Annotated in this window: 19 protein-coding genes; 8 read left to right on the forward strand and 11 right to left on the reverse strand. The window is 72.5% G+C overall.

Features of this window, described 5'->3' with window-relative positions; all coding sequences use genetic code 11:
* Nucleotides 1-26: 26 nt before the first annotated feature.
* Complete coding sequence (locus SKED_RS18070) at nucleotides 27-860, forward strand: alpha/beta hydrolase (protein ID WP_012868630.1); 834 nt, start codon at nucleotides 27-29, stop codon at nucleotides 858-860.
* Nucleotides 861-935: 75 nt separating this feature from the next.
* The gene (gene soxR / locus SKED_RS18075; protein WP_012868631.1) at nucleotides 936-1,439 is read left to right on the forward strand and encodes a redox-sensitive transcriptional activator SoxR; all 504 of its coding nucleotides are present in this window, start codon (nucleotides 936-938) and stop codon (nucleotides 1,437-1,439) included.
* Between the two features lie 36 nt (nucleotides 1,440-1,475).
* Here the strand turns inward: soxR and SKED_RS18080 are convergent, their stop codons facing one another.
* Complete coding sequence (locus SKED_RS18080) at nucleotides 1,476-1,985, reverse strand: hypothetical protein (protein ID WP_012868632.1); 510 nt, start codon at nucleotides 1,983-1,985, stop codon at nucleotides 1,476-1,478.
* An 89-nt stretch (nucleotides 1,986-2,074) separates the two neighbouring features.
* The gene (locus tag SKED_RS18085) at nucleotides 2,075-2,587 is read right to left on the reverse strand and encodes a hypothetical protein (RefSeq protein WP_012868633.1); all 513 of its coding nucleotides are present in this window, start codon (nucleotides 2,585-2,587) and stop codon (nucleotides 2,075-2,077) included.
* A 213-nt stretch (nucleotides 2,588-2,800) separates the two neighbouring features.
* On the opposite strand from SKED_RS18085, the gene aztD reads away from it, so the two are divergent.
* Together aztD and SKED_RS18095 are read left to right on the forward strand one after the other, a co-directional pair.
* A complete protein-coding gene (gene aztD, locus SKED_RS18090; protein WP_012868634.1) occupies nucleotides 2,801-4,249 on the forward strand; it encodes a zinc metallochaperone AztD in 1,449 nt (482 codons plus the stop codon).
* A 131-nt stretch (nucleotides 4,250-4,380) separates the two neighbouring features.
* A complete protein-coding gene (locus tag SKED_RS18095) occupies nucleotides 4,381-5,247 on the forward strand; it encodes a metal ABC transporter substrate-binding protein (protein ID WP_012868635.1) in 867 nt (288 codons plus the stop codon).
* 232 nt (nucleotides 5,248-5,479) lie between these two features.
* Here SKED_RS18095 and SKED_RS18100 read toward each other — a convergent pair whose 3' ends face one another.
* Nucleotides 5,480-6,133 (reverse strand): copper resistance CopC family protein, encoded by a 654-nt coding sequence (locus SKED_RS18100; protein WP_012868636.1) that lies wholly within the window; start codon nucleotides 6,131-6,133, stop codon nucleotides 5,480-5,482.
* A 179-nt stretch (nucleotides 6,134-6,312) separates the two neighbouring features.
* Nucleotides 6,313-8,250, reverse strand: coding sequence for a penicillin-binding transpeptidase domain-containing protein (locus SKED_RS18105; protein WP_012868637.1), 1,938 nt, complete (start codon nucleotides 8,248-8,250; stop codon nucleotides 6,313-6,315).
* Nucleotides 8,251-8,353: 103 nt separating this feature from the next.
* Between SKED_RS18105 and SKED_RS18110 the strand changes: the two genes are divergently transcribed.
* Nucleotides 8,354-9,304: an alpha/beta fold hydrolase gene (locus tag SKED_RS18110; RefSeq protein ID WP_012868638.1), complete on the forward strand. Its 951-nt coding sequence runs from the start codon at nucleotides 8,354-8,356 to the stop codon at nucleotides 9,302-9,304.
* A 75-nt stretch (nucleotides 9,305-9,379) separates the two neighbouring features.
* Here SKED_RS18110 and SKED_RS18115 read toward each other — a convergent pair whose 3' ends face one another.
* From SKED_RS18115 to SKED_RS18135, 5 genes are all read right to left on the reverse strand, one after another.
* Nucleotides 9,380-10,246: an amino acid ABC transporter permease gene (locus SKED_RS18115; protein ID WP_012868639.1), complete on the reverse strand. Its 867-nt coding sequence runs from the start codon at nucleotides 10,244-10,246 to the stop codon at nucleotides 9,380-9,382.
* Entirely contained in the window at nucleotides 10,243-10,893 is a 651-nt protein-coding gene (locus SKED_RS18120; protein ID WP_012868640.1) for an amino acid ABC transporter permease, read from the reverse strand. The genes SKED_RS18115 and SKED_RS18120 overlap by 4 nt, the downstream gene beginning before the upstream one ends.
* 157 nt (nucleotides 10,894-11,050) lie before the next feature.
* Nucleotides 11,051-11,923 carry a glutamate ABC transporter substrate-binding protein gene (locus SKED_RS18125; protein WP_012868641.1) on the reverse strand — a complete coding sequence of 291 codons (873 nt, stop codon included), beginning with the start codon at nucleotides 11,921-11,923 and terminating at the stop codon, nucleotides 11,051-11,053.
* A gap of 134 nt (nucleotides 11,924-12,057) precedes the next feature.
* The gene (locus SKED_RS18130) at nucleotides 12,058-12,831 is read right to left on the reverse strand and encodes an amino acid ABC transporter ATP-binding protein (protein ID WP_012868642.1); all 774 of its coding nucleotides are present in this window, start codon (nucleotides 12,829-12,831) and stop codon (nucleotides 12,058-12,060) included.
* 285 nt (nucleotides 12,832-13,116) lie between these two features.
* Entirely contained in the window at nucleotides 13,117-13,938 is an 822-nt protein-coding gene (locus tag SKED_RS18135) for an NAD-dependent epimerase/dehydratase family protein (protein WP_012868643.1), read from the reverse strand.
* A gap of 190 nt (nucleotides 13,939-14,128) precedes the next feature.
* Between SKED_RS18135 and SKED_RS18140 the strand changes: the two genes are divergently transcribed.
* From SKED_RS18140 to SKED_RS18150, 3 genes are all read left to right on the forward strand, one after another.
* Nucleotides 14,129-14,971 (forward strand): SMP-30/gluconolactonase/LRE family protein, encoded by an 843-nt coding sequence (locus SKED_RS18140; protein ID WP_012868644.1) that lies wholly within the window; start codon nucleotides 14,129-14,131, stop codon nucleotides 14,969-14,971.
* 94 nt (nucleotides 14,972-15,065) lie between these two features.
* Nucleotides 15,066-15,551 (forward strand): pyridoxamine 5'-phosphate oxidase family protein, encoded by a 486-nt coding sequence (locus SKED_RS18145; protein WP_012868645.1) that lies wholly within the window; start codon nucleotides 15,066-15,068, stop codon nucleotides 15,549-15,551.
* 199 nt (nucleotides 15,552-15,750) lie between these two features.
* Entirely contained in the window at nucleotides 15,751-16,314 is a 564-nt protein-coding gene (locus tag SKED_RS18150; protein WP_012868646.1) for an AMP-binding protein, read from the forward strand.
* A 136-nt stretch (nucleotides 16,315-16,450) separates the two neighbouring features.
* Here SKED_RS18150 and SKED_RS18155 read toward each other — a convergent pair whose 3' ends face one another.
* Together SKED_RS18155 and SKED_RS19305 are read right to left on the reverse strand one after the other, a co-directional pair.
* The gene (locus tag SKED_RS18155) at nucleotides 16,451-17,119 is read right to left on the reverse strand and encodes a response regulator (protein ID WP_012868647.1); all 669 of its coding nucleotides are present in this window, start codon (nucleotides 17,117-17,119) and stop codon (nucleotides 16,451-16,453) included.
* Nucleotides 17,116-18,441 (reverse strand): sensor histidine kinase, encoded by a 1,326-nt coding sequence (locus SKED_RS19305; protein WP_012868648.1) that lies wholly within the window; start codon nucleotides 18,439-18,441, stop codon nucleotides 17,116-17,118. The genes SKED_RS18155 and SKED_RS19305 overlap by 4 nt, the downstream gene beginning before the upstream one ends.
* Between the last annotated feature and the right edge of the window lie 298 nt (nucleotides 18,442-18,739).

Genomic DNA, 18,739 nt, shown 5'->3' on the forward strand with positions numbered 1-18,739 from the left:
GTACTATCGACGTCTGGAGACCCCCGATGCCCACTCCGCCTGTGAGCCCTGACAGCGCTGACGCCAGCAGCGACACGGCCGGCACACCCTCCGCCGCAAGCACCCCGCGGCCGCGCCGTCGCCGCCGCGGGCTGAAGATCACCCTCGCCTCCGTCCTCGCGGTCCTCGTCGTCGCCGTCGGCGCGTTCCTCTTCTGGGCGAACGACACCTACACCGCCGAGCCCGCGGGCCTCGCAGCCGTGCAGGAGGACCCCCGGGTCGACGTCGACGACCAGGGCGACGTCGTGGTCCTGCGCCCCACGGGCGAGAGCGACGGTCGCGGCCTCGTGTTCCTCTCGGGCGCCAAGGTCGACCCGCAGGCCTACGCGGCGACCTTCCAGGAGGTCGCCGCGGAGGGCACCACCGTCGTGATCGTCAAGCCGTTCCTCAACCTCGCGATCCTCGAGCGTCGCCCGCTCGACGCCTTCACCGACCTCGCACCCGACGTCGACTCCTGGGCCGTCGGCGGGCACAGCATGGGTGGGGTCAAGGCGTGCAGCTACGCCGAGTCCGGCGACGTCGACGCACTCGTGCTCCTCGCGTCGTACTGCTCGGGCGACGCCCTCGCGGAACGCACCGACCTCGACGTGATCTCCGTGTCCGGCACGCAGGACGGCCTCGCGACCCCGGAGAAGATCGACGACTCGCTCGCCGACCTCCCTGCCTCGACGACCGTCGTGCGCATCGACGGCGCCTCGCACGCCCAGTTCGGCGACTACGGGCTCCAGCCCGGCGACGGCACACCGACGATCTCGGACGACGCAGCGCGAGAGAGCATCTCCCAGGCGCTCGTCCCGTTCCTCGGACCCGACGAGCAGTGAGCCGTCAGCCAGAGGGCCGTGGGACACCTGGGCCGCGAGAACCCCAAGTAGACTTGAGGTCTACCGGGAGGGCAGATGGCCGACAGGACCAGCAGGACCGCCGACGAGCGCGCACCTGAGCAGCTGCTCTCGATCGGCGAGGTCAGCCGACGGACCGGCGTCGCCGTCTCGGCGCTGCACTACTACGAGCGGATCGGCCTCATCGCGTCGACGCGCACCTCGGGCAACCAGCGCCGCTACCGCCGCCACATGATCCGACGCGTCACGCTCATCACCGTCGGCAAGCGCCTGGGCGTCCCGCTCTCCGACGTCCAGGACGCGCTGCGGACGGTCCCGCTCGACTCGACCCCCAGCCACGACGACTGGCAGCGCGCGTCACGGCAGTGGAAGTCGGTCCTCGAGCAGCGGCGGCGCGCGATCGAGCAGCTCGAGCACGAGCTCACCGGCTGCATCGGCTGCGGGTGCCTCTCCATGAAGTCGTGCCTGCTGCTCAACCCGCAGGACTCCCTCGGGGACGACGGCGCGGGCGCACGGCGCCTCGACCTCCCGGGTGAGGCGCCGCAGGCCACGTCTCCCTAGACGCACCGCCGGCCGTCGGCGCCGCCCGGCCACCGCCTACGGCTGGTGCGCCGACTGCTCGCGACGGAGGTCCTGGACGAACGCGTCGTCGACTTCGGGCAGCGCGGTGCCGGGCACGGCCTCGGCGAGCCCCATCGTCCCGTCCGCGCCCATCTCGACCGAGACCCTCCCGGGTCGGGCGAACAGCACTCGGAGGTCGTGCGCCGCCTCCCAGACCGCGTGGACGTCCGGGTCCGGGTCGTCCTCGCGCGCGCCGCCGGTGATCACCACGAGGGTCGACGCCCCGTGGACAGCCGCGGCCAGGCGCGAGTCGGCGACCTGCCGGGCGTGGTGCCACCGGTCCTCGTCGCCGAGCGGGTCGACCGTGATCGAGTAGGTGGTCTCGCCGACGGCCCAGGTGTGGAAGCCGCCGAGGACGTCGTGCTCCTCGAGGACACCCTCGTCACGGGTCGCCGCCCAGGTGCGCAGTTCTTCTCGGATCTCGTCGGGCGTCCCGCCGGCCTGCTCGACGACGAAGAAGTGGTGGACGTAGTGGGGGTCGCTCACGGGGAGCCTCTCGGTAGGTCGGGTGAGGGAGCGTCGCGGTCGGGGGCGCCTGGACCGGCGTCGCCCGCCGGATCATGGTCCGTCGTGCGTCAGTGCGTGACCTGCCGCTTGCGCAGCTCGACGACGAAGGCCTCGTCGGGCTCGGCGAGCTCGGTGCCGGGGACGGCCTCGGCCGCGTCGCGCTTGCCGCCCGGGCCCATGCCGACGGCGACCACGCCGGGCCGCTCGAAGACGCGGGCGAGCTCGAGACCCTCCGTCAGCAGGCACTCGAGGTCCGCCACGCCGTCCTCGTCCTCGGGCGCGCTGCCGGTCACGGCCACGAAGAAGGGTGCGCCGTAGACCGCGAGCGCGGCGTGCGAGTCGGCGATGGGTCCGGCGTAGTGCCAGCGGTCCTCGTCGGCGACGTCGTCGAAGGAGACCGAGAAGGTGCAGCCGGCGATCTCCCAGGCGAAGAACTCGAGGCCCTCGGCGGGCGTGTGCTCCTGGAGGGTGCCGCTCTCGCGGGTCTGGGCCCAGTCGCGCAGCGCGTCCTTGAGCTCGTCGACCGTGCCGGCGGCCTCGTCGACCACGAAGAACTGCGTGTCGTAGTGGGAGTCGCTCATCTTCTGTGCCTCTCCTCGGTCGGTGGTGCAGGGCTTACCAGCCTGCCCGAGGTCGGGTGCGGCGGCCACCGGTCGCCCGGGCCGCCCCTGCTGACCGACCTTCACAACGTAACGATAACCGTTCTCATTCTCTGCTACGCTTCCACCGAACCCCCTCCCCTGACCTCGAAAGGAGAGGGCACCGGTGGCCCCTGCCCCCGTGCCCGTCGACCCATGAGCCCCACCCTCACCGCCTCCCGCAGCCGCAGGCACCGCGCCGTCGCGCTCGGTGCCGCACTGCCCCTCGTCCTGCTCGCCGCCTGCTCGTCCTCGGACGACTCCGCCGACGCCGCCACCGGCACGCCCGAGCCCACCGAGTCCGCCACCTCCGCCCCCGCGGTCGAGGCCGCCGGCCTCACCCCGCGCCTGGTCATCACGTACGACGGCGGCATCCAGGTCCTCGACTCGACCACCCTCGAGACGATCGAGGACATCGAGCTCGACGGCTTCAACCGCATCAACCCCGCGGGCGACGGGCGCCACGTCCTCGTCTCGACCGCGGGCAAGTTCCAGGTCCTCGACGCCGGCACCTGGGCCGAGCCGCACGGCGACCACGCGCACTACTACACGACCACGCCGCAGCTCACGGACATCTCCTTCGAGGCCGACAAGCCGGGCCACGCCGTCGTCCACGAGGGCCGTACCGCGCTCTTCGCCGACGGGACCGGTGACATCACCGTCTTCGACTCCGCCGAGGTCGCCGACCCCGACCGCGAGGTGCGCGAGGTGAGCACCCCGAGCGCCCACCACGGCGTAGCCGTCGAGCTCTCCGACGGGACGCTCATCGTCTCCGAGGGCACCGAGGACGCCCGCACCGGCATCCGCGTGCTCGACGCCGAGGGCACCGAGGTCGCCGCGAACGACCAGTGCCCCGGCGTGCACGGCGAGGCCGTCGCGGCCGACGAGGCGGTGGTCATCGGCTGCCAGGACGGTGCGCTCGTCACGAAGGACGGCGTCATCAGCAAGGTCACCGCACCGGACGCCTACGGACGCATCGGCAACCAGGCCGGCAGCGAGGACTCCCCCTACGTCCTCGGCGACTACAAGACCGACCCCGACGCCGACCTCGAGCGCCCCACGCGCGTGTCGATCATCGACACCCGCGACGCCTCGATGAAGCTCGTCGACCTGCCCGCCTCGTACACCTTCCGCTCCCTCGGGCGCGGCGACGCCGGCGAGGCCCTCGTGCTCGGCACCGACGGCGCCCTGCACGTCATCGACCCCGAGACCGGGACCGTCACGCGCTCCGTCCCCGTGATCGACGAGTGGGAAGAGTCCGAGACCTGGCAGGACCCGCGCCCGACCCTGTACGTCCAGGACGGCAGCGCCTACATCACCGACCCGTCCACCTCGATGATCCACGCGGTCGACATCGAGACCGGCGAGATCTGGAACAGCGTCGAGCTCACCGTCGTCCCGAACGAGCTCACCGGCGCCTCGGGCGACGTCGAGCACGGCGCCGAGGTCGAGCACGAGGGTGCCGACCACGGTGACGCGGCGACCGACGAGCACGAGGGCCACGACCACTCGGACGAGGCCACGGACGCCACCACCGACGAGCACGACCACGAGGGTCACGACCACGAGCACTCGGACGAGGCCACCGAGACCCCGACCAGCTGACCCGCGCGTGCTGCGCCGCCCGACGGTGGCGCAGCACGCCCGCACGACCCGCGCCCTCGGGCGCCGCCCGCCGGTGGGAACCCCACCGGCGGGCTCCCGCACGTACGCCACGACCGGAGACGAGACACCCCATGCGACGCTCCCCCGCCGCCCTCGCCGCGACCGCCCTCGCCGCCTGCGCCTTCCTGACCGCCTGCTCCGACACCGACGCATCCGCTGACGGCACCGTCGACGTGCTCGCGTCGTTCTACCCGCTCCAGTACGTCGTCGAGCAGGTGGGGGGCGAGCACGTGACGGTCTCGAACCTCACGCCGCCCGCCGCCGAGCCGCACGACCTCGAGCTCTCCCCCGCCCAGGTGCGCGGCATCGGGACGGCGGACCTCGTCGTGTACCTGTCAGGCCTGCAGGCAGCGACCGACGAGGCGGTCTCCGCACAGTCCCCCGAGCACGTGGTGGACTCCGCCGAGGCCGCGGAGGCGGACGCCGCCGACCCGCACTTCTGGCTCGAGCCGACACGGCTGTCGATGGTCGGTGACGCCGTGGCCGCCGAGCTCAGCGCGATCGACCCCGACAACGCGGCCGACTACGCCGCGGGGGCCGAGGCTCTCACCGCGACGCTCGACGGGCTCGACGAGGAGTTCTCCGAGGGGCTCGCACAGTGCGAGGGCGCCACGCTGGTCACCTCGCACGAGGCCTTCGGCTACCTGGCCGACCGGTACGGGCTCGTCCAGGAGGGCATCTCAGGCATCAACCCCGACGCCGAGCCCTCCCCCAAGCGCCTGCGCGACGTGCGCGCGATCGTCGAGCGCGACGGCGTCTCGACGCTGTTCTTCGAGCGCTCGCTCGGCCCCAAGGTCACCCAGACGCTCGCCGACGACATCGGCGTCTCGACCGCGCTCCTCGACCCCCTCGAGAGCCGCACCGACGAGTCCCGCGACTACGTCGACATCATGCGCGCCAACCTCGAGGCCCTCACCACCGGCCTCGCCTGCGACTGATCAGCCTCGTCGCTCCGCCTCGTCGCTCCGGCTGTCGCGAGGTCGCACCACCACGGACGAGGTCGCACGGACACGCCGCCTCAGCCCCTCAGGGAGGGCCGTCTGGCGTGTCTGTGCGACCTCGTCGGCGTTCGTACGACCTCGGGGCGCTCAGCGGGACCTCGAGATCCGGGGCCCCTTGATCAGCTGTCGACGTCCGGGCCTGCCCGCGCCGACAGCTCCGGAGCGAGGGTCAGGACTGGTCCTGGAGGGCGGAGCGGCGGCGGAAGAGCACGAGGAGGACGAGTCCCACGACGACCACGACGACGCCGGCGACCGGCAGCCACGACGTGCCCGAGGAGTCCTCGTCCGAGGCGGCGTCGGTGGCCGAGGGCGACGGGTCCGAGGCGTCGGTGGTCGCGGTCGCTGCCTCGGAGGTCTCGGCGTCGGTCGTCGCGTCGGTCTCGCCCTGGGTCTCCATGGTGGGGTCCTCGGTCGGCGCGACCGCGGCCGGGTCGTCGACGACGAACCCGAAGGTGCCGTCGATCGGGTGCCCGTCAGAGGAGACGAGGCGCCACGCGACCGTGTAGCCGTCGTTCGCGACGGCGGGGAGCTCGACGCTCGCGACGCGGTCGGCGATGGTCGGCTCGCCGTCGAAGAGCACCGTGCCGTCGGAGGACGTCACGAGCATCCGGGACCCGATGGCCTGCGGGACCGCGCTCAGCTCGACCGACACCTGCGTCGGGGCCGTCGTGAGCGTCTCGCCGTCGCCGGGCGCCGTGCCGAGGACGGTGTCGTGGGCCGACGCGGTCGTGCCGCCGAGGACCAGCGCGACCGCCGAGAGCAGGCCGACGAGGAGCGCGCGCGGTGCGGTGCGGCGGCGGGTGCGGACGGAGGTGCTGGTCATGGTTCTCCTCGCGCCGTGGGGCGCAGATCAGGTGGGCCGAGACGCCGCGTGCAGGTGCTCGGAAGGCTCACCTCGACCCTAGCGTCGGCCGCTGAGGACCGACCCCGATCACGTGGTCGTCTCGATCACACCCGTGCTCTCAGCACCCCGGCGCTCGTCTGCGTGCGATCGGGCCAGCGTCAGGCCAGCCCGACGAGGAACGCCTCGAGCAGCGGACCGGCCGTCGTGGACCCGTAGTCGCCGGTCTCGACGAACACAGCGACCGCGAGGTCGCCCTGGGTCGCGATCATCCAGGCGTGGTTGGTGCTGCCGTCGCCGTACTGCGCGGTGCCGGTCTTGGCCCCGACAGGCTCTCCGGGGACGTCGAGCAAGAAGCTGCCGCCGCCGTCGGTCACGACGGCCCGCATGAACGCACCGAGCTGGGCGGCCTCGTCGGCGGTCAGCGGCGCTGCCGCGGCGTCGGGCAGGTCGGAGTCGACCGGGTCGGCCTCCTGCGCCAGGAAGGTCGGGCGCACGGTGGTCCCGGCGGCCACGGAGGCGGCGACGGTCGCCATCGCCACCGGCGACGCCTGGACCTGCCCCTGGCCGATCATGGACGCGGCGTGCTCGGTCCCCTCGGCCTCGGCCGGGACCGACCCGGTGAAGACTCCCGGGCCGGGCTGCTGCGCGAGCCCCAGCCCGAGGGCCTCGCCCGCCGACGCGAGGTCGGCCTGCGTCACCTGCCCGGAGGCGTTGATGAGCGCGGTGTTGCACGAGTTGGCGATGACGTCGGTCAGCGAGATCTCGCCGGACTTCCCCGCCGGGTAGTCGGGGTAGTTGACGAAGGCCCGCCCGTCGACGACGGCCTCGGCCGAGCAGTCGAGCGGCGTGTCCGGGGTGAGCCCGTTGCGCAGCAGGGCGAGCGCGGTGACCACCTTGAAGGTCGACCCCGGGGCGTACATCGCGGTGGTCGCCGTCCCGGTACCGGCCGCACCGGTGGCCGACGCGAGGACCTCACCGGTCGAGGGCCGGATCGCGACGATGGCGGCGGGCACCTCCTGGCCCACGAGCACGGAGTCGGCGAGCTCCTGGACGCCGACGTCGAGGGTGGTCCGCAGCGGCTCGCCCGGGACGGGGTCCTCGGCGAGCAGCACGCGGGGCTCTCGCGCCTCGCTCACGGCCTCGAGAGCGACGCCGGGGGTGCCGCGCAGCTGCTCGTCGTACTGGCGCTGCAGGCCGGAGAGCCCGGTGACGTCTCCGGCGGCGATCGTCCCCTCGGAGGCCTCGACGATCTCTGCGGTGGCCTCCCCGGCGCGGCCGAGCAGGTCGCTCGCGAACTCGCGGGTCGGGGCGAGCGGCAGGGTGCCGTCGATGAGCAGCACGCCGGGGATCGCCGCCATCGCGTCGAAGTCGTAGGCGCCGCCCTCGGCGCGCAGCGTGACGGCGTCGACGAAGGCCTTCTCGCCGGCACCGGCGACCTTGGCCGCGTACGCCTCGGGGTCGATCTGGGCGAGCTCCGCGAGCGCACGGGCCGTGCCGTCGAGGTCAGCCGGCTCGACGCGCGTCTTGTCGACGCCCACACGCTTGACCGGCCGCTGCGTGACGATCGGCGTGTCGCCGGCGCCGAGGATGTCGGCGCGCGGCGCGGTGGTCCTGCTCAGGCGCAGGACCTCGTCGGACTCGAGGCCGTCGACCACGAGGTCGGGCGCCCACTGCGCCTCCCAGACGTCCTCGTACAGGGCCAGCGGCGCCTGGGTGTCGTAGGTCCAGGGGTTCCCGGCGATGTCCCAGGTGTGCGTGTAGGTCGCGGTGCCGCTGGTCTCGTCGTCGGCGAGGACCACCTCGGTGAGCTCGACGTCGTGCGGCGAGTCGGCGACGGCGGCCACGACGGCGGCGTGCGAGGCGGTCGCCTCGTCGGCGCTCACGTCGCTGAAGGCGATGCCGGAGAGGTCGCCGTCGGCGAGGCCCTCGCCGAGCGCGGTCGCGAGCGTCGTCGCCTCGGCGAGCGGGTCGGGCTCGTCGCTGCACGCCGCGAGCCCGCCGACCACGAGGACCGTCGAGAGGGTGGCGGCGCCGAACGACCACAGCCGTGGTCGGCGACGGAGGCGTGGCGAGGTCATGACGTCAGCGGCAGGCATGGGTCAACAGAACGTGGCGTGTGCCGTTCTGTCCAGCCCGACCCGCGGGTCTGCGCACAACCCGCCCACGAGGTCACCCGGTGGACGTGGCTAGCATCGTCGGGTGACTCTCCCCTCTCAGCCCACCGACGTCCTCTCCTCCGGGACCCTCGACACCGTGGACGGGCAGTCGGTCTACTGGGAGTCCTGGGGCTCCGCCGACGGTGTCCCCGCGGTGTTCCTGCACGGCGGTCCGGGTTCCGGCTTCGGCGACGGCCACCGGCAGCACTTCGACGCGCGCCGTCACCTCGTGGTGGCCCTCGACCAGCGCGGCTGCGGCCGCAGCCGTCCGCTCGCGACGGGCCCGGGGGCAGACCTCGCGGCGATCACCACGGAGCGCATGGTCGCCGACGTCGAGGCGCTCCGCGAGCACCTGGGGATCGAGGAGTGGCTCGTGGTCGGCGTCTCGTGGGGGACGACGCTCGCCCTCGCCTACGCGCAGGCCCACCCGTCGCGCGCGACAGGCCTCGTCCTGGGCGCCGTGACGACCACCTCCGCCGCCGAGGTCGAGTGGATCACCGAGTCGATGCGCGCGGTGTTCCCGGCGCAGTGGGAGGCCTTCGCCTCAGCCTCGGGCCGCGCGCCGGGGCAGCGGGTCGTCGACGCGTACCGCGAACGGCTGACGGACCCGGACCGGGGCGTCCGGGAGGCGGCCGCCCTCGCGTGGTGCACGTGGGAGGACGTCCACGTCTCTCTCGCCACGGGTGGGGCGCCGAGCCCGCGCTACGAGGACCCGGAGTTCCGGCTGCTGTTCGCGACGCTCGTGGTGCACGTCTGGGCAGCGTCGGGCTTCGCGCCTCCCGAGGGGATCCTCGGCCGGGTGGACCGGGTCGCCCACCTCCCCGCGGTGCTCGTCCACGGTGCGCTCGACATCAGCTCACCGCTGTCCACGGCCTACGACCTGCACCGCGCCTGGCCCGCCAGCGAGCTCGTGGTGGTCGGGTCGGACGGTCACGGCGGGGCCTCGATGGCAGAGGAGATCACCCGGGCCGTGGCGAGGCTGACCCTGAGCTGACGGCAGGAGGCCCGCCGCTCGTGCGACGGGCCTCCTGCCAGGTGCTGCTGACGTGGTCCGCAGGCCAGGACCTGCTCAGACCGTCGTCTTGCCCAGGTCGGGCGTCGCGAGCCCGGTCGCGACGGGCTTCTGGCCGCGAGACGACAACCGCTTCTCGATGTACACCGCGAGCCGGGACAGCGCGATGTTCACCGTGAGGTAGACGACGGCGACCACGAGGAACAGCGGCAGGCGCGAGTCGCTCCCGAAGAAGTTGTAGTTCGTCTTCATGGCGTTGAGCAGCTCGGGGTACCCGACGATGAAGCCGAGCGAGCTGTCCTTGAGCAACACCACGAACTGGCTGATGAGGCTCGGCAGCATGAGCCGGATGACCTGGGGCAGCTGGACGAGCCGCAGCGTCTGACCACGGGTGAGGCCGATGGCCGTCCCCGCCTCGGCCTGCCCCTTGGGCAGCGCGGCGAGGCCGGCGCGGAGGATCTCGGCGACGATCGCCGCGTTGTACAGCGTGAGACCGATGACCACGGCCTGGAAGGACGACAGCCCGAAGGCCAGCAGCGCGAACAGCATCATGAGGAGCACCGGCAGACCGCGGAGCACCTCGATCACGGCGGTCGCAGCACCGCGCACGACGCGGATGCCGGAGGTGCGCAGGATGGCCAGCACGAAGGCGAGCACCAGGGCGAGCGGTGCGGCGACGACCGCCGCCTTGAGCGTCGCGCCGAGCCCGGTGACGACGAGCGACTTCCACACGTCTTCGGCGCTCTGGCCCTTCGGCGGGTCGGTGAGGACGGCCCACCGGTCGTCGAAGATCCCCCGGTCGGCCATGCCCTTGATCATCCAGGCGAGCAGGCCGAGCAGGATCACCGCGAAGACGATCGAGCCGATCCGCTCGAGGCGCCGGGTCTTGGGTCCGGGTGCGTCGTAGAGGACGTTGCCGCTCATCGGCTGAACACCACCTTTCGCTCGATGGCATTGGCCGCGATCCCCGCGGGGATCGTGATGACGAGATAGCAGACGGCGATGCCGGTGAGCAGCAGGACGACGTCGGCCGGGTTGTCGCGGGCGAGGGCTCGGCTCGTCGAGGTGAGCTCGACGACCGCGAAGCCTGCGGCCACCGACGTGTTCTTGGTGAGTGCGATGAGCACGTTGATCAGCGGGGGCACCACGGTGCGCAGCGCCTGCGGCAGGACCACGAGGCTGAGCGTCTGGACGGTCCCGAGGCCGATGGCGCGGGCCGCCTCGGCCTGCCCGACGGCGACCGAGTTGATGCCCGACCGCACGGCCTCGCACACGAAGGCCGAGGTGTAGGCGGTGAGTGCGATGATGGCGGGCACCCGGCCGAGCGGCAGGATGAACCCGAGGCTCGGGAGCACGAAGACGAAGAAGATGAACACCAGCGTCAGCGGGGTGTTCCTCGCGACCTCGACGTACGCGCCGGCGAAGGTGCGCAGCGAGCGCAGCGGCGCGACACGGAACGCGGCCAGGATCGTCCCGAAGACGAGGGAGAGGGCTCCCGACACGACGGCGAGGAACAGGGTGAGCTGGAACCCCTGCCAGATCCTCGGCAGCTCGTCGACCAGTGCTTGCACGGTCGTCCTCCTTGGTTCACGCGGGTCGTGGGCCGTCGGCCCAGCGCCCGCAGTCGGGTGGTGCGGTGGTCCCGCGGGCCGGGCCGGCCGCCTGAGGTGTCAGGCGACCGGCCCGGGCCGAGGGTCGTCGGTCAGACGCTCGTCCGACCGGTCGTGCTCAGTACCGGTCGACGGCCGGCGGCGTCGGGGTGTCGAGCACCTCACCGGCGGTCGCCTCCCACGCAGCGTCCCAGCGGCCGTCCTCGTAGGCGGCCTCGAGGGTGTCGTTGATGAAGTTGCGGAAGTCCGTGTCGTCCTTCTTCAGACCGATGCCGTAGGGCTCCTCGGTGAACTGCTCACCGGCGAGCTTGAAGTCGTCCGGGCTCTCGGCGACGTAGCCCGCGAGGATCACGTTGTCGGTGGTGAGCACGTCGACCTGGCCGTTGCGGAGCGGGTCGAGGCAGTCGGTGTACTGCGAGAAGGTGCGGAGGTCGGCGTCGGGGAAGTTCTCCTCGATGTTCTTCGCGGGGGTCGAGCCCTCGGCGGAGCAGACGATCTTCCCGGCGAGGTCGTCCTCGGACTGGATCGAGTCGTCGTCGGCGTTCACCATGAGCGACTGCCCGGCGAGGTAGTACGGTCCGGCGAAGTCGATGACCTGCTTGCGGTCGTCGTTGATCGTGTAGGTGGCCACGACGATGTCGACGCGGTCCTCCTGGATGAACGTCTCGCGGTTGGCGGACACCGTCTCGGTCCACTCGATGTCGTCCGGGGCGATCCCGAGCTCGCCGGCGATGATCTTCGCGATCTCCACGTCGAAGCCGACGGGCGTCCCGTCCGGGCCGACGAGGCCGAAGAGCGGCTGGTCGAACTTCGTGCCGACGGTCATGGTGCCTGCCTCGGCGAGGCGGGCCATCGTGCTGCCCTCGGGGAACTCCGCGGCGTCGACGTCCGCGACGGGCGGGTCTTCAGAGCTGTCGTCTCCGCCGCAGGCTGAGAGCAGCAGGGCAGAGGCAGCGGCGATCGCGAGGAACGCGGTCGGACGGTTGCGCATGGGGTTCTCCTTCGTGGCGGGTCGCGACGTCGGTCCGGACTGCGGTGCGTCCGGACCGTACGGCCGCCCGTCCCAGGGGTACCCGGGACGGGGTGGTCGGTACGGCTGTCGTCAGTGCAGGGTCGGTGCAGGGCTCAGTGGGTGAGGATCTTCGACAGGAACTCCTGGGCGCGCTCGGACCGCGGGTTCGTGAAGAACTCCTCGGGCTCGGCCTCCTCGACGATCTGGCCGTCGGCCATGAAGACCACGCGGTCGGCGGCCTTCCGGGCGAAGCCCATCTCGTGGGTGACGACGATCATCGTCATGCCGTCCTTGGCGAGACCCACCATGACGTCGAGGACCTCGTTGATCATCTCGGGGTCGAGGGCAGAGGTGGGCTCGTCGAAGAGCATGACCTTGGGCTGCATGGCGAGCGCGCGGGCGATCGCCACGCGCTGCTGCTGCCCACCGGACAGCTGGGCCGGCATCTTGCCGGCCTGGGACTCGATCCCGACGCGCTCGAGGAGCGACATCGCGAGCTCCTTGGCCTCTGCGCTCTTCATGCCCTTGACCTTGATGGGCCCGAGCGTGACGTTCTCGAGGATCGTCTTGTGCGCGAAGAGGTTGAAGGACTGGAAGACCATCCCGACGTCGGCGCGCAGGCGCGCGAGCGCCTTGCCCTCCTCGGGCAGCTGGTGACCGTCGAGCTCGATGGTCCCGGAGTCGATGGTCTCGAGACGGTTGATCGCGCGGCACAGCGTCGACTTGCCGGAACCCGACGGGCCGATCACCACGACGACCTCGCCGCGCCTCACGGAGAGGTCGATGTCCTTGAGGACGTGCAGGTCGCCGAAGTGCTTGTTCACGCCGGTGAGCGCGACCAGCGCCGCTGGCGACCCACCCTCGGCTTTCTGGGTTGTGTCATCCATCACATGACCGTAGGGGACGTTTGTTTCGTCCGCCACCGAGATCGTTAACGGTTCTGCAACGAGATCGTCATCGTCGCGCCTCGTCGGACGGGGGTGCCGGCTCGCGGTCACGGGCTGATCCATGGGGCTCCTCGGGCGTGTGCCACCTGCGGCGACAGCCCCGCATCGCCGTCGAGCGGGGCCGACGCACCTCGGTGTGTCGTCGGTCACGCCACCATAGAGGACTTTTGTCCTATTGGCGAGCCTGGCGCGGTGTGTACCGTCCTGCGCCGCCCGTGCAGGACCTCACTCTCCCTGGTGCTCGTGCGGGTCGAGCGCAACGAAACCGTGCCCGAGGACGCCCTCCGGCCCGTCGTACGGTTCCACCTCGTCCACGAACGCCTCCGCGTCGTCGCGCGGCTTGTAGCCGAGCGCCCGGGCGCTGGCGAGGTCCCACCACCCCCGGGTGTTGGCCGAGACCCCGTAGGCGATCACCGGTCCGGACACCTCTCCGCGCAGCGAGGCGTCCACCAGCCGCACCGTGTCGCCGGGGCTCAACCAGATCCCCAGGTCGAAGGTGCTCACCGGCCTGTCCGCGCACATCCCGATCCGCAGGGACACGACCTCGAGGCCGTACTTGTCGGCGTACAGGCTGCCGAGCGCCTCCATCGCGGCCTTCGAGACCCCGTAGTAGGTGTCCGGCCGTGGCGCGACGTCCGTGCGGGCGGTCTCACCGGTGGGCAGGTACCCGACCGCGTGGTTCGAGCTCGCCAGGACCACGCGCCGCACGCCCGCCCGGCGGGCCGCCTCGAGCACCCGGTAGGTGCCGTCGATGTTGGTCCGGCGGATCGTCGTCCAGCTGTCCTCGCCCGGGATGCCGGCGAGGTGCACCACGGCGTCGGCCCCGGCGAAGGCCTCGTCGAGGGCGTCGCGGGAGTCTTCCTCGCTGATGTCGGCGGTGAAGAACGGGGTGCCCTCTTCGCCGGGGAGCAGCTCGTCGGGCTCGTGCCCGCCGAGCAGCCGCAGCGACCAGCCTCGGGCCGGCAGCCCTCCGCCCGTCTGGCGCAGGTAGGTCCCGATGCTCCCTGAGGCACCGGAGACGACGACGGTCGGGTTCTGCTCTGTCACGGGTGGTCCTCCTGGGGTCGGCTCAGGTGCGCCTGGTGTGCGGTCTCACCAGTCTTCCCCGGAGGTCGCGCGGCTGCACGCCGGGCACCGCGGGCAGAGCCCACCGGGCGTGCCACGGTGCCCACCGGGCGTCGCGCCGTCCCCGGTGCGACGATGGACGACCCCTCGTACCCGACGGAAGGACCTCCCCGTGCGCCAGGCAGAGCAGATCACCGACCCGATCGCCTACCACGGGGAGGGCCCCGTCTGGTCGCCGTCCTGGGGTGGCCTGCGCTGGGTGGACATGCTCGCGGGCGACCTCCTGACGCTGCGCTCCGACGGCTCCGTGGACCGGCTCCACGTCGGCGACGTCGCCGCCTTCGCCCGTCCGCGGTCCAACGGCGGCTACGTGGTGGCCGTCGAGCGCGGCATCGCGCTGGCCGACGGCCCGGACGACGTCCCGACGCCCCTCGAGCCGCTGTGGGACGACCCCAGCGTCCGCATGAACGAGGGCGGCTGCGACCCGCACGGGAACCTGTACGCCGGCGGCATGGCCTACGACCAGCGCCCGGGAGGCGCGGGGCTCTACCGGATCACGCCCGAGGGCGACGTGTCGGTGGTCCTCGCCCAGGTGACGGTGTCGAACGGCCTCGACTTCTCCCCCGAGGGCGACCTCGCCTACTACAACGACACCGCGACCGGCACGACGGACGTCTTCGACGTGGTCGACGGCGAGCTCACGGGACGGCGCGTCTTCCACAGCTCTGACGGCACCCACGCCGACGGCCTGACCGTCGACTCGGTGGGCAACGTCTGGGTCGCGCTCAACGGCGCGGGCCGCGTCCGCTGCTACTCACCCCGCGGCACGGTCCTCGAGGAGATCGAGGTCCCCGTGCGCCTCGTGACGGCGGTGACGCTCGGCGGCCCCGACCTCACCGACCTGTACATCACCACGTCGAAGGAGAACCTCGACGACCCCGAGCCCGAGGCGGGCGCGCTCTTCCGCACGACGGTCGACGTCCCGGGCAAGCCGGTCCTGCCGTACCGGGGCTGAGGAGCCTGCCTCCACCAGATGCCGACCGCTCGGGTCGGTCGTAGCGTCGAGGAGGCACGCCGGACGGCGGCCCGCTCTCGACGAGGAGACCCCCATGAACGACACCTCACCCACCTCTGACGCCCAGAAGATCACGTCGCTGCTGAAGGACTTCCGCTTCGGCATGTTCACGACGCTCGACTCTGGGAAGCCTGTCGCGCGTCCCTTCACGATCCAGGAGGTCGAGCCCGGTGGAGACCTGTGGTTCCTGGTGTCGAAGCGGTCGTCGGCCGTCCAGCAGCTCGCTGCCGACTCTCGGGCTGGGGTGGCGCTCAGCTCGAACGACAGCTGGGTGTCGCTCACCGGGACCGCCGAGGTGGTCCACTCGCAGGAGCGTGTCGACAAGTACTGGAGCCCCGTGGTCGAGGCCTGGTTCCCCGACGGCAAGGAAGACCCGGAGATCACCGTGCTGAAGTTCTCGGCCGACGGCGGCGAGTACTGGGACACCCCGGGCAGCCGGGTCGCCACGGCCCTCGCCTTCGTCAAGGCGAAGGTCACCGGAGAGCCCCTCGAGGGCGACACGGGGAAGGTCGACCTCTAGGAACGGTCGCTCAAGAGATCACCGACCCCGGGACGGGCGGGCGATGACAGCGCCCGCCGTACGTCCCGGGGGAGGACGACCGACTACTCCTGTGGGACTAGTCAGGTCGCGCGAGGAGCGTCCTTTCGGCTGACGACAGGCGGGTCCACGGACGGCAGGCTGAAGACCAGCAGCGACCGACCCGTCCCGAGGAGCCAGCGTGACCGCACACCCCGCGTCCCGGAAGACCCGGCAGCTCGAGCAGACCCGGACCCGAGGGCACCTGCCCGTCAGCTGGACCCTGCTCCTGCACCGTGCACGACTGCTCGCCTCCTACCTCGACCGCGCCGGCGTCCGACCCGGGGACCGCGTCGTGATCGACGTCCCCGCCGGGCCCGCGCTCACGGCCCTGACCTACGCCTGCTGGCAGTCCGGGCTGACGGTCGTGGTCTCCGACCCAGGCCTCACGGCACGGGAGCGGACGGCCGGGTTCTCGCTCGCCGCCCCTGCCGCCGTCGTGGCGACCTCGTCCGGGCTCCGCGGGTCGCGCTCGATCCCGTCCGTCCGCGTGCGCGTCGCGGCCGAGCCGCTGACCGTCGTGGCCCGAGCCGTGCTGCACACCGGGTGGGACCAGCACGAGCTGGTCGGCGGGACGCCAGAGCAGGACGACACGGCGCAGCACGCCCCGCTCGAGGCAGCGGTCGTCGTCGGCCAGGACGACGAGGGCCGGCCGAGCGCGACCGCCTACAGCCACGCCGACCTCGTCGGGCTCGCGGCGGCCTGACGGGCCACGCGACCCGACGGACTGCCTGGCGTCAGAGCGCCAGGGCTCAGGGCTCAGGGCTCAGGGCTCAGGGCTCAGGGCTCAGGGCTCAGGGCTCAGGGCTCAGGGCTCAGGGCTCAGGGGCAGGCTCCGCGCCTCACGGCCGCACGCGCGGCAGCCCCGCGTCGTACGCGAAGACGACCAGCTGGGCGCGGTCGCGGGCGCCCGTCTTCATCATGGCGCGGTTCACGTGCGTCTTGACCGTGGCCGGGCTGATGAACAGGTGCTGGCCGATCTCCGTGTTGGAGAGCCCACCGGCGACCAGCGAGGTGATCTCGCGCTCGCGCTCGGTGAGGTCGGACATCCCGTGCACCACCGCGGGAGGCTCCGGTTCTGGCTCCTGCACCACGCGCTCGATGAGCGAGCGGGTCGCGGCGGGCGAGAGCAGCTGCTCCCCCTCGGCGACGGTCCGCACCGCGTCGATCAGCGCCGCAGGGTCGACGCCCTTGCCGAGGAACCCGCTCGCCCCGGCGCGGAGCGCGGCCACCACGAGCTCGTCGGTCTCGAAGGTGGTGAGGACGAGCACCTTGACGCCCGCGAGCGCGTCGTCGGCGCAGATCTGACGGGTGGCCTCGATGCCGTCCGTGCCAGGCATGCGGATGTCCATGAGGACGAGGTCGGCCTGGGCAGACCGGGCGAGACGCACGGCCTCGGCGCCGTCGGCGGCCTCTCCGACCACGGTGATGTCGGGGACGGAGTCGAGCAGCAGGCGGAAGGTGCCGCGCAGGAGGGCCTGGTCGTCGGCGAGCAGCACGCGGATGGTCATGGGAGGGGTCCTTCGTCTGCGGGGACAGGGGTGTCGGTGGGGCCGGGCGGTGCGTCCGGCGGGGCGCCGGGGCCCGAGGGTGTCTGCCTGCCGGCGGGCAGGGTCGCGACGACCTCGAAGCGGTCGTCGGCGATCTCGCCGACGCGGAGCCCTCCCCCTGCGGCGAGGGCGCGCTCGCGCATGCCGATGAGCCCGTGCCCCGTCCCCGGTGCGGACGGGCGCCGCGGGTCACCCGGGACCGCGGTGTTGACCACCCGGACCCGGACACCCGCCTCGGACCAGGCGAGGTGGACCTCGACCGGCATCCCGGGTGCGTGCTTGGCGGCGTTGGTGAGCGCCTCCTGGACGATCCGGTAGGCCGCGAGGTCGGCGTGCTGGTCCAGCTGGCCGGGTGCTCCCGAGCTCCGGACCTCGACGCCGTGGCCGGCCGACCTGTGCGACGCGACGAGCTCGTCGAGGGCGGCGACACCCGGGACGGGGCGCATCGTGGCACCCGGGTCGTCGCCCTCGCCCGGGGCCGGACCGGCGCCCTCCCCGGCCTGCGACCCGTCGACGCCGTCGTACCGGAGGAGGCCGATCGTGGCGCGCAGCTCGTCGATGGCGCGGCTGGTGTGCTGGGTGATGCCGCGCAGCGCCTCGGCGGCCGCCTCCGGCCGAGAGGCCAGCAGGTACTCGGCGACGCCTGCCTGGGCGTTGACGAGCGTGAGGTTGTGGGCGAGGACGTCGTGCAGCTCGCGCGCGATCCGCAGGCGCTCTCCCATCACGGCCTCCCCGGTCTCGCGCTCACGCTGCCGGACCAGTCGCTCGGCGGTGTCGCGCCTGCTGGCGGTGAGCACGCCGAAGGCGGCGGCGTTCATGACGAGGTAGAACACGACGAGGTCGGTGAGGGCGGTGGGTCGCCCGTGCGCGAGGAGCCCGGTGACCATGAGCACGCCCCCGGCGACGGCGGCGGATCCCCAGCCGACCCGTCGTGGGGTCCGGGCCGCGACCGTCCAGGCGGCGAGCATCGTGCCGAGCGGGACGGGCTGGAACGCTCCCATCCCCTCGGTCCGCGCCGCCACGAGCTCCGGGACGGCGAGGAACACGAGCATGCACACCTCGACCCCCACCACCACGGCCAGGACGAGCAGCGGGCGCAGGGTCCGGAAGGCGAGGGCGGTGCAGGACAGCACGAGGAGCGCGACGAGCGCGGTGCTCGGCGTCTGCCACGTCCCGGTGCGGACGCCGGCGGTGGTGTACATGGCCGCGAGCGCGGCGAAGGTCACGCACCAGGTGGCGACCGACGGTCGGGACCGGCGCTCGACGTCGGCGAGGCGGGGCATCGGAGCACCTCTCTCGGTCGGGTCGGTCGTCGGTCTCAGGTCGTCGGTCCAGGTGCAGGGCCCAGGTCGCGCGCGGCCGGCCGCCGGGGTGCGGTCCGGTCGCAGGACCACTGTCTCAGGTGGGGAGGCCCGCGGTCGTGGTCTGGGCGGTGCAGACCGGGTACCGCAGACGCGGTAGACGCGGCCGCCGTCTCACCGCCGCCCTCAGGCAGCACCCAGCGGGCTTCAGGGTGGCTTCAGCAAGCATCGTCCACCATGGTGCGGTGACGAGCCCCAGCACGCTCTCGAGCCCGTCCCC

The organism is Sanguibacter keddieii DSM 10542 (assembly GCF_000024925.1).
GTDB classification, from domain to species: domain Bacteria; phylum Actinomycetota; class Actinomycetes; order Actinomycetales; family Cellulomonadaceae; genus Sanguibacter; species Sanguibacter keddieii.